9 protein-coding genes are annotated in these 10,999 nt (G+C 61.5%); 8 read left to right on the top strand and 1 reads right to left on the bottom strand.

Features of this window, described 5'->3' with window-relative positions; translation table 11 throughout:
* From AACS18_RS20570 to AACS18_RS20560, 3 genes are all read left to right on the top strand, one after another.
* On the top strand, window positions 1–350 hold a 350-nt coding region (locus AACS18_RS20570), incomplete at its 5' end, for an LrgB family protein (RefSeq protein WP_181363345.1).
* A 74-nt stretch (window positions 351–424) separates the two neighbouring features.
* A complete protein-coding gene (locus tag AACS18_RS20565; RefSeq protein WP_108613177.1) occupies window positions 425–1,324 on the top strand; it encodes a hypothetical protein in 900 nt (299 codons plus the stop codon).
* Window positions 1,325–1,601: 277 nt separating this feature from the next.
* Window positions 1,602–2,465, top strand: coding sequence for a patatin-like phospholipase family protein (locus AACS18_RS20560; protein ID WP_108613175.1), 864 nt, complete (start codon window positions 1,602–1,604; stop codon window positions 2,463–2,465).
* Window positions 2,466–2,541: 76 nt separating this feature from the next.
* On the opposite strand, the gene mutS is transcribed toward AACS18_RS20560, so the two are convergent.
* Window positions 2,542–5,133 (bottom strand): DNA mismatch repair protein MutS, encoded by a 2,592-nt coding sequence (gene mutS, locus AACS18_RS20555; protein ID WP_108613173.1) that lies wholly within the window; start codon window positions 5,131–5,133, stop codon window positions 2,542–2,544.
* A 250-nt stretch (window positions 5,134–5,383) separates the two neighbouring features.
* Here mutS and pncC point away from each other — a divergent pair, with 250 nt between their 5' ends.
* From pncC to AACS18_RS23685, 5 genes are all read left to right on the top strand, one after another.
* The gene (pncC, locus tag AACS18_RS20550) at window positions 5,384–5,875 is read left to right on the top strand and encodes a nicotinamide-nucleotide amidase (protein ID WP_005348742.1); all 492 of its coding nucleotides are present in this window, start codon (window positions 5,384–5,386) and stop codon (window positions 5,873–5,875) included.
* A gap of 80 nt (window positions 5,876–5,955) precedes the next feature.
* Window positions 5,956–7,020 carry a recombinase RecA gene (gene recA / locus AACS18_RS20545; RefSeq protein WP_005348744.1) on the top strand — a complete coding sequence of 355 codons (1,065 nt, stop codon included), beginning with the start codon at window positions 5,956–5,958 and terminating at the stop codon, window positions 7,018–7,020.
* Between the two features lie 44 nt (window positions 7,021–7,064).
* Window positions 7,065–7,574 (top strand): regulatory protein RecX, encoded by a 510-nt coding sequence (locus AACS18_RS20540; protein ID WP_043822097.1) that lies wholly within the window; start codon window positions 7,065–7,067, stop codon window positions 7,572–7,574.
* Between the two features lie 295 nt (window positions 7,575–7,869).
* Window positions 7,870–10,494, top strand: a complete 2,625-nt coding sequence (gene alaS, locus AACS18_RS20535) for an alanine--tRNA ligase (RefSeq protein ID WP_005343004.1) — start codon at window positions 7,870–7,872, stop codon at window positions 10,492–10,494.
* A gap of 16 nt (window positions 10,495–10,510) precedes the next feature.
* Window positions 10,511–10,999, top strand: a 489-nt coding sequence (locus tag AACS18_RS23685; RefSeq protein ID WP_445206803.1) for an amino acid kinase family protein, incomplete at its 3' end; no start/stop codon positions are given.

Below are 10,999 nucleotides of genomic sequence, written 5' to 3'. Positions count from 1 at the left end.
GGCTGGATCTCTCCGACATGTTGCAACGCAGTCTGGCGATGCGCTCCATCACCACGCCGTTTGCGGTGGAGGCGACCCGCGCCATCGGCGGTCAGAGCGATCTCACCGCGCTGTTTGTTGTGCTGACCGGCGTCATCGGCATGGCGGTGGGGGAGGGCGTGCTCACCGTGCTGGCCATTCGCAGCCGTCTCGGCAAGGGGGCGGGCTTTGGCGCCTCGGCCCACGGCGCCGGCACCGCCAGGGCCTATCAGATGGGTAATGAGGAGGGAGTGGTCTCCAGCATGGTGATGATGATTGCCGGTATGGTGACCGTGCTGCTGGCACCCCTGCTGGGCAAGCTGTTCTGGTAGGCTGAGCTTCCCTTTACAAGGCTGCTCGTCCCGGCGCTACACTCTAGTGAGCGTGTATTTCCGGGATGAGCAGTATGACCTTTCATCGCCTCGCTTCCTGCTTGCTGCTGTGCAGTTTTTCCCTCCTTGCCAGTCCCCTAAGGGCGAGCGACGTCATCACTCATATCAGCCCCGAGAGCGATCGGGACTTGCGTACCCTCTATTTTCGCGATCTGTTGCAGCTGGCGCTGGAGAAGACCCGCGATAGCTTCGGTGACTACGAGCTGCGGACCGCGCCGCCGATGAACCGTATCCGGATGCGACAGATTGTGCAGACTCAGCAATACCCCAATCTGTTTGTGGCCGACAGTCTGCGCCCGGCCGCGGAGAGCGGAGCGCTGGATTACGTCCGTTTTCCGGTGGAGCTGGGCATCCTCGGTTATCGCATCTGCTTTGTCAGTCCTCAGCAGGCCGACGCAGTGGCAAGGGTCAATACCCTGACCGAGCTGCAGCAATTTCTGCACGGGCAGGGCCGTGGCTGGCAGGATGCGGAGATCCTGCGTCATGGGGGATTCAAGGTGCAGGAGATCGACGGTTACGAGCGGCTGTTCAAGCTGGTGGCTCGCGGTCGCATCGATCTCTTCTGCCGCGGGGCCAACGAGCTCTTTATTGAGCAGGAGCAGCACAGTGATCTGCCCGGTCTCACCGTGGATTGGCGAGTGGCGCTGCACTATCCCTTCCTCCACCTCTTCTACACCCACAAGGATAATCAGGCCGCCATCCGCCGCCTCTCGGTCGGGCTCAAGCTGGCGTGGCGGGATGGCTCGTTGCAACAGCTCTGGCTGCGCCACTTCAAACCTTCCCTCGAGCAGGCGCAGCTCCCCAAGCGCCTGTTGTTCGAGTTGGCCAATCCGCGCCTTGATAAGGTGGATTTTGACTATCGGGCGTACCACTACAACCCCGTCGACGGGACGTTCGGGCCCGGGCTGCCTTGAACCTGATGGTGTTGTTAGCGGATAAAGGGCCGTCTCTGCTGATGTGCTAAACCATGCCAAAAAGGCATGTTTTTTATTATTTAAATTCATTTTTTGATGGTTGTTGCGCTGCATATACTGGGGGTCGCTTCATGGTTCAGGTTTGCTCCTGCCCGCTTCTGGCTTGCGCGAGTGAGCCTGAATCGTCCTGCTGCGGCGTCTTGATGTTCTGCATGAAGGCGTCCATCACTGGGCCGGGATCGATCCCGGCAGGTATTACAGCTGACGGAGCCTTGTTATGTTTAATCCCCACCCTTGCGCCCTGATTGTCGAAGGGGGCGCGATGCGCGGCATCTTTGCCAGCGGCGTGCTCGATGCGTTTGTCGAAAGTCACCACTACCCGTTCGATTTCGTCATGGGCGTCTCGGCCGGTGCCACCAATCTGGTCTCTTATCTGAGCGAGCAGCCGCGCCGCAGTCACCACATCATCACCGAGCTGGCTTGCAGCTCCCGGTTTCTCGATCCCCTGCGTTTCGTCAAAGGGGGCGATCTGGTGGACATCGGCTGGCTGTGGCAGGCCAGTCGCCATCGCTTCCCGCTCGATCTCGACACTTTCTGCGCCCGTGACATTCCCTTCTACGCGGTGGCGACCGATGTGGCGAGCGGCAAGGCCATCTATCTGCCAGTGCGGCCCGACAACATGGATGAGGTGCTGACCGCCACCTGCGCCCTGCCAGTGGTGCAGCACGATACCCCCTGCGTCGATGGTCGCCCCATGGCCGATGGCGGGATCAGCGATTCGATCCCGGTGATAGAGGCCTATCGGCGCGGGGCGCGGCGGATGACGGTGGTGCTGTCGGAGCCCTGGGGATATCGCAAGAAGCCGGCCCGTTTCTGCTGGATGGTCAAAGCCTTGCTGAAAACCCAGCCGGCTCTGGCGCAAGCCATGCTGGAGCGGGATCTTGCCTACAACCGGGCGCTCGATTTCATTGCCAATCCCCCTGCCGATTGCGAGATTGAGGTGATCGCGCCACCGGCCGATTTCATGGTCTCCCGTTTTACCCAGGATCCGGTCAAGCTGGAGTCCGGCTATCTGCAGGGTTACTGGCAGGGGTGCCAGAGCCTGCTGCGGGCCCGTGGAGAGGCACGAGCGGTGGCCTGACTGGTTTGCCGGGTGCTGAATATAAAAAGGGGAACCTCGCGATTCCCCTTTTGCATGCTTGTGCGGCAGTCGCTGGTTACAGCATCTGCTTGAGGCGATAGAGCAGGTCCAGCGCCTGACGGGGGGTGAGCTCGTCGGGGCGCACTGCTTCCAGCTCTTCCACCACCGGATGAGGCTGCGGGGCGAGAGTCACCGGAGCCGGACGGCTTTCACCGGCGGCGACCGGAGTGGCGCTCTCCAGCTCGTGCAGTTTGTGACGGGCCTGCTGGATCACCGATTTAGGCACCCCCGCCAGTGCCGCTACTTGCAGGCCGTAGGAGCGGCTGGCCGCGCCTTCCTGCACTGCGTGCATAAAGGCGATGGTGTCGCCGTGCTCCACCGCATCGAGGTGGACGTTGGCCAGCCCGCTCATCAGCTCGGGCAGGCGGGTCAGCTCGAAGTAGTGGGTGGCAAACAGGGTGTAGGCGCCAATCTTGCTCGCCAGCTGTTCGGCACAGGCCCACGCCAGCGAGAGGCCGTCGTAGGTGCTGGTGCCGCGGCCAATCTCGTCCATCAGCACCAGACTGCGGGCGGTGGCGTTGTTGAGGATGTTGGCGGTCTCGGTCATCTCCACCATAAAGGTGGAGCGGCCGGAGGCGAGATCGTCCGATGCCCCGATGCGGGTGAAGATGCGGTCGATGGGGCCGATGCGGGCGCTGTCGGCGGGGACGAAGGCACCGATATGGGCCAGCAGCACGATCAGCGCGGTCTGGCGCATATAGGTGGATTTACCGCCCATGTTGGGACCTGTGATGATCAGCATCCGCCGCTCCCGCTCCAGCCGGATAGGGTTGGCGATAAAGGGATCTGTCATCACCTGCTCCACCACCGGATGGCGGCCCGCCTCGATGATGATCTGATCTTCGTCGATGAGGGTCGGGCAGCGATAGTCGAGGGTCTCGGCCCGCTCGGCCAGGTTGGCCAGCACGTCCAGCTCCGCCAGCGCGGCGGCGGAATCCTGCAGATCGCCGAGGTGGGGCAGCAGAGTATCGAGCAGCTCTTCGTAGAGCCGTTTCTCCAGTGCCAGCGCCTGGGACTGGGCGGTGAGCACCTTGTCCTCGTACTTCTTCAGCTCATCGATGATGTAGCGTTCGTTGTTCTTGAGGGTTTGACGGCGGATGTAGTGGGCCGGCACCAGATGGCTGTTGGCGCGGCTCACCTCAATGTAGAAGCCGTGCACCTTGTTGTAGCCCACCTTGAGGGTGTTGATGCCGGTCAGCAGTTTTTCCCGCTCTTCGATGCGGGCGAGGCTGGCGGTGGCACCGTTGGCGAGATCCCGCAGCTCGTCCAGCTCCTGATTGAAGCCGTCACGGATGACGCCACCATCGCGGATCAGCACCGGCGGCACTTCCATCACTGCGCGCTCCAGCAGGTCGAGCAGCTCGGGGAAAGTGCTGGCCCGCTCGGCCAGCTGTTGCACCGCTTCGTGCTCGTTGTCCGCCAGCAGGCGCTGCAACTCGGGTAACTGGGCGAAGGCCTGACGCAGGCGGGTGAGGTCGCGCGGGCGGGCCGAGCGCAGGGCGAGACGGGCCAGCACCCGCTCCACATCCCCCACCTGACGCAGCAATCCGCCCAGCTCGTCATAGAGGTTCTGCTCGATCAACTCCTTGATGGTGCTCTGGCGACCTTTGAGGATTACCCGATCGCGGATCGGCTGGTGGATCCAGCGCTTGAGCAGGCGGCTGCCCATGGGAGTGGCGGTGCGATCCAGCACCTCGGCCAGGGTATTTTCATAGCCACCGGCCAGATTCTGGGTCAGCTCAAGATTGCGGCGGGTGGCGGCATCCATGATGACGGCGTGATCCGGCTGCTCGAGGCGCACGTTGCGGATGTGGGGCAGGGCGGTGCGCTGGGTATCTTTGACGTACTGCATCAGGCAGCCAGCGGCGCACAGGGCGGTCTCGCTCTTGTCTACGCCAAAGCCCACCAGATCCTGAGTGCCGAATTGTTGGCAGAGCAGCTTGCGAGCGGTGCCCAGCTCAAACTCCCACTCCGGACGGCGGCGCAGGCCGCGGCGACCCTCGATATGGTGCAGGAACTCGAACGATTCGGGATAGAGCAGCTCCGCCGGATTGGTGCGTTGCAGCTCAGCCAGCAAGGTCTCTTCTTTCTCGAACTGGTTGATGAAGAAGCGGCCGGAGCCGATGTCCAATGTGCCATAGCCGAAGCGGCGGCCATCGTGATAGACGGCGGCGATCAGGTTGTCCTGTCGCTCGCTGAGCAGCGCCTCGTCGGAGACGGTGCCCGGGGTGATGATGCGAATGACCTTGCGCTCCACCGGCCCCTTGCTGGTGGCGGGATCCCCCACCTGTTCGCAGATGGCGGCGGATTCGCCGAGCTGCACCAGCTTGGCCAGATAACCCTCGATGGCGTGATAGGGCACGCCCGCCATCGGGATGGGGCTGCCCGCCGACTGGCCACGTTTGGTCAGGGAGATATCGAGCAGCTGGGAGGCCTTGCGGGCATCGTCATAGAACAGCTCGTAGAAGTCGCCCATCCGGTAGAACAGCAGGATCTCCGGGTTCTCGGCCTTGAGGCCAAGGTACTGCTGCATCATGGGCGTGTGGGCGCTCAGATTGGCGCCGGGAGCGGAGCTTGTGGCGCCGCTGGCTTGGTGTTGTGCGGTCATGTTCTGTTCCAGAAGGGGCCTCTGCGGGCCAGTGTCTGCGGTGATGAGTCTTGAGCTTGATGGCGCCATTCTACACATAAGCGCCGCGACGGGGGAGCGGGTGTTCCGGGCGCGGTTGTTCTGCGCTATTGAAGACATGACACCGGCGCAGCACCTCACATTGCGGCAGGCAAGGGCGGTCTGCCGTGGTTGCGGGCGGCGCTAGCGGGATCGCATAATGTGCCCCTTGAGCGGATCATAAGGAGTCGTGATGAAACTGGATGCAGAGATAGAGCACCTTGCCATCGAGCTGGGACGGGCCCTTGGTCAACGGGGCTGGCTGGCGGCGACCGCCGAATCCTGTACCGGCGGTGGGGTGGCTACGGCCATCACCGACATCGCGGGTAGTTCCGGCTGGTTCGATCGCGGATTTGTCACTTACACCAACGAAGCCAAGCAGCAGATGTTGGGGGTGAGCAGCGAGAGCCTTGAGCAGCACGGTGCGGTGAGCGAAGCCGTGGTGCTGGAGATGGCCCGCGGCGCGCTGGCCCACTCGTCTGCCTCCATCAGCGTTGCTATCAGTGGTATCGCCGGTCCCGGCGGCGCCACCGAAGGCAAGCCGGTCGGCACCGTCTGGTTCGCCTGGGCCGACCGCAATGGCCGTCACCACTCCCTGCTGGCCCGCTTCGACGGGGATCGCCGGCAGGTACGCCAGCAGGCGGTGAGACAGGCCTTGTCGGGTCTGTTGGCCCTGCTCAGATAAATTGGGCTTGATACTGTATGAATAGACAGTATACTTAGCCCAACTTCACTTCTTACTCACGATTTCCAGCGGAGATTGGCATGGATCAGAACAAACAGAAGGCACTGGCGGCTGCGCTGGGTCAGATTGAAAAGCAGTTCGGCAAAGGTTCCATCATGCGTCTGGGCGACAGCAAGACCATGGATATCGAAGCCATCTCTACCGGTTCCCTCTCGCTGGACGTGGCGCTGGGCATTGGCGGTCTGCCGTGTGGCCGTATCGTCGAAATCTACGGCCCGGAATCTTCCGGTAAAACCACCCTCACCCTGCAGGTGATCGCGGAAGCCCAGAAGAAAGGCAAAACCTGTGCCTTCGTCGATGCGGAACACGCTCTCGACCCTATCTACGCTGCCAAGCTGGGCGTCAACGTCGACGACCTGCTCATCTCCCAGCCGGATACCGGCGAACAGGCGCTGGAGATCTGCGACATGCTGGTTCGCTCCAACGCGGTTGACGTTATCATCGTCGACTCCGTGGCGGCCCTGACGCCGAAAGCGGAAATCGAAGGGGAGATGGGTGACTCCCACGTTGGTCTGCAGGCTCGTCTGATGTCCCAGGCGCTGCGCAAGCTGACCGCCAACATCAAGAACGCAAACTGCCTGTGCATCTTCATCAACCAGATCCGGATGAAAATCGGCGTCATGTTCGGTAGCCCGGAGACCACTACCGGTGGTAACGCGCTCAAGTTCTACGCCTCCGTGCGTCTGGATATCCGTCGTATCGGCGCCATCAAGGAAGGCGACGAAGTGGTCGGTAACGAGACCCGCGTCAAAGTGGTCAAGAACAAGGTGGCCCCGCCCTTCAAGCAGGCTGAATTCCAGATCTTCTACGGCGCCGGTATCTCCAAAGAGGGCGAGCTGGTGGATCTCGGTGTCAAGCACAAGCTGATCGACAAGGCCGGTGCCTGGTACAGCTACAACGGCGAGAAGATCGGTCAGGGCAAGGCCAACGTGATGAAGCTGTTCGCCGAGAACAAGGTGATGGCTGGTGAAGTGGAAGCCCGTCTGCGCGAGCTGCTGCTCTCCGGTGCCGTGCCAGTCGATGACAAGGCTGCACCGGTTGAGGCAGACGAGTTCGATGCCGAAAGCGAACAAGAGTTCGAATAAGGAACAAAGGAAGGCCGGGTAGATACCCGGCCTTGTTATTTATGATGGTTGATGAATCCGTTACCGAACCGGTCGAGCCTGCCGAACCGACCTTTGCCGAGCAGCTGGCCGCTGCCCGTGCTTATGCCATGCGCAGTCTGGCCCGTCGCGAGAGTGCCGAGTCAGAGCTGGCCAACCGGCTGCGCCAGCAGGGCTTCAATGAAGAGGTGATCGAGGCGGTGGTCGACTACTGCCGCGGTTACAACTGGGTCAATGACGAACGTTACGGCGGTATGGCTGTACGTGCCGGAGCCGCCAAGGGCCATGGCCCCATCAAGATCCGCTTCGATCTGCGCCGCAAGGGGCTCGACGATATGCAGATTGATGCCGCATTCGATCAGCCGGAGCTGGACTGGTTCGAACTGGCGTTTGCCCTGCTCGAACGGCGCGCCCGGGTGGCCGATTTGGCGGATTTCAAGCTGCGGATGAAGTGGCTCAAGTATCTGCTGGGGCGCGGCTTTACCCAGGATCAGGCCCGTTATGCCATCTCTGCCCTGCAGGAGCGGGAAGAGTAACGCCACTGCGTGGCAACCGTCGTTTCACCTCTCCTTGTGGCAGGTTTTTCCTGCCCGTTCAGTAGCTTGCGCGCACAATCCCGAAAAAGCGGCCTTTTGTTCATCTCATCCCTCTTTATGCGCTGCTTTTTTGCCTCTCGACAGTGAAAAAAGCCACTGTGGGCAGCGGCGCTCTTATCTGGCCCGTTTATGTGCGCTTTTTCGCCCGTGGCGGCCCTGTCCGTTTTACTTTACCCCGCAGAAAACTTACATTAATGCGGTTAAAAGTCCGTATTCGAATCAAGCAGGATTTTCCATGTATATGTCCACGTCAGAGATTCGCGCTGCGTTTCTCGAGTATTTCCGTTCCCAGGGGCACCAGGTTGTCTCCTCCAGCTCGCTGGTACCGCATAACGACCCGACCCTGTTGTTTACCAACGCGGGTATGAACCAGTTCAAGGACGTGTTCCTTGGCGCAGACAAGCGTGCCTACAATCGCGCGACGACTTCCCAGCGTTGCGTGCGTGCCGGTGGTAAGCACAACGATCTGGAAAACGTCGGCTATACCGCTCGTCACCACACCTTCTTCGAAATGCTGGGTAACTTCAGCTTCGGTGACTACTTCAAGCAGGATGCCATCAAGTTTGCATGGGGCTTCCTGACCGAGGTGCTGCAGCTGCCGAAAGATCGCCTGCTGGTGACCGTCTACGCGACTGACGATGAAGCTTTCGATATCTGGGAAAAAGAGGTCGGTGTCCCGGCTGATCGCATCGTCCGCATTGGTGACAACAAGGGCGCGCCGTATGCCTCCGACAACTTCTGGGCGATGGGCGATACCGGTCCGTGCGGTCCCTGCACCGAGATCTTCTATGACCACGGCGATCACATCTGGGGTGGCCGTCCCGGCTCACCGGAAGAGGATGGTGACCGTTTCATCGAGATCTGGAACGTGGTCTTCATGCAGTTCAACCGTCAGGCTGACGGCACCATGGAGCCGCTGCCCCGTCCGTCCGTGGATACCGGTATGGGTCTGGAGCGTATCTCCGCCATCATGCAGGGTGTGCACTCCAACTACGAAATCGACATCTTCCAGGCGCTGATCAAGAAAGCGGCCGAGATTGTCGGCACCACCGATCTGAGCAACCAGTCCCTGCGCGTCATCGCTGACCACATCCGCTCCTGCGCCTTCCTGGTGGCAGATGGCGTGATGCCGTCCAACGAAGGTCGTGGCTATGTGCTGCGTCGCATCATCCGCCGCGCCGTGCGTCACGGTCGCAAGCTGGGCGCGACCGATGTCTTCTTCTACAAACTGGCTGCCGAGCTGGCAGTGCAGATGAAGGATGTCGCTGCCGAGCTGATCGCCCAGCTGCCGCTGGTCGAGCGCGTGCTGCGTATCGAAGAGGAGCAGTTCGTCCGCACGCTGGATCGCGGTCTGCTGCTGCTGGAAGACGCTCTGGCCAATCTCGGCGATGCCAAGGTTATTCCGGGCGAAGTGGTCTTCAAGCTCTACGACACTTACGGCTTCCCGGCCGACCTGACTGCCGACGTGGTGCGCGAGCGCGAGATCGGCATCGACGAAGAGGGCTTCAAGGCTGAGATGGAGAAGCAGCGTGCTCGCGCCAAAGAGGCCTCCAGCTTCGGCGTGAACTACAACGAGATGCTCAAGCTCGACTTCGAGACCCCCTTCACCGGTTACAAGACCCTGACCGAGCGTACCCGCGTGGTCGGTATCTACAAGGGTGTGGAAGAGGTGAGCGGTCTTATCGCCGGTGACGAAGCGGTCATCGTGCTGGAAGAGACCCCCTTCTACGCCGAGTCCGGCGGCCAGATCGGCGACAGCGGTACCCTGAAAGTGGACGACGGCATCTTTGCCGTGACCGACACCCTGAAAGCAGGCAAGGCGATCATCCACAAGGGCTACATGGAGCTGGGCACTCTGGAGAAGGGCGCCGAAGTGGAAGCCGTGGTTGATGGCGATCGTCGTCAGGCCATCGCCCTGAACCACTCCGTGACTCACCTGCTGCACGCTGCCCTGCGTCAGGCACTGGGCGAGCATGTCACCCAGAAAGGTTCTCTGGTTGGGGCTGAGCGCATGCGCTTTGACTTCTCCCACTTCGAGGGGCTGACCATGGCGACCATTCGCCGGGTCGAGGAGCTGGTCAACAACCAGATCCGCGCCAACCACGAAATCACCACCCAGCTGATGGATCTGGAAGCGGCCAAGTCCGCCGGTGCCATGGCGCTGTTTGGTGAAAAATATGAAGACGACGTGCGCGTGGTGCGCATGGGCGATTACTCCACCGAGCTGTGCGGCGGTACTCACGCCAAGCGCACCGGTGATATCGGCTTCTTCAAGATCATCGCCGAGAGCGGTATCGCAGCTGGCGTGCGCCGTATCGAAGCGGTGACCGGCAAAGCGGCCATCGACTTCATGCATCAGGTTGGCGAGCAGATCGAAGAAGCCGCTGCACTGGTGAAAGGTGACCAGTTCTGCATCGCCGACAAGGTTCGCCAGATGCTGGACAAGGCCAAGATGATGGAGCGCGAGCTGGAGCAGCTTAAGGCCAAGCTGGCCGCTCAGGCTGGTAACGATCTGCTGGGTCAGGTGATCGAGATCAACGGTCAGAAGGTGCTGGTTGCGGCGCTGGAAGGGGCCGATCCGAAATCCCTGCGTGGCATGCTGGACGAGCTGAAGAACCAGATGAAGTCCGGTGTTGTGCTGCTGGCAACCTGTGCCGATGGCAAGGTCAACCTGATCGCCGGTGTCACCAACGACCTGACCGGCAAGGTCAAGGCCGGTGAGCTGGTCAATCTGGTTGCCCAGCAGGTGGGTGGCAAGGGCGGTGGCCGTCCGGACATGGCACAGGCGGGTGGTACCCAGCCTGAGGCGGTGCCGGCAGCGCTGCAATCCGTTCACTCCTGGCTGGAAGAGCGCCTGTAATCGGGCGAGGTGATCTGTGGCACTCTATGTACAGAAGTACGGCGGCACCTCGGTCGGCACACTGGAGCGGATCGAGGCGGTAGCTGAGCGGGTCGAGCAGACCCGCGCCCAGGGACACGACGTGGTGGTGGTTGTCTCCGCCATGTCGGGCGAAACCAACCGGTTGCTGGGCATGGCCCAGCAACTGGATCCTGATGCCAACCGGCGGGAGATGGATGTACTGGTCTCCACCGGTGAGCAGGTCACCATAGCGCTGCTGGCGATCGCGTTGAACAAACGCGGTTGTCCTGCGGTCTCAATGACCGGTGATCAGGTACGGATTCACACCGATTCCGCCTATGGCAAGGCGCGCATCACCCACATCGACACCGAGCTGGTTCATGCTGAACTGGCTGCGGGCAAGGTGGTGGTGATCGCCGGTTTCCAGGGCCGTGACGAGCATAACGCCATCACGACTCTGGGCCGCGGCGGTTCGGATACCACGGCGGTTGCCGTGGCGGCGGCC

It is taken from the genome of Aeromonas sp. HMWF015, assembly GCF_963878965.1.
Classification (GTDB): Bacteria; Pseudomonadota; Gammaproteobacteria; order Enterobacterales; family Aeromonadaceae; genus Aeromonas; species Aeromonas veronii.
This window is presented reverse-complemented; position numbering and strand designations above follow the sequence as displayed.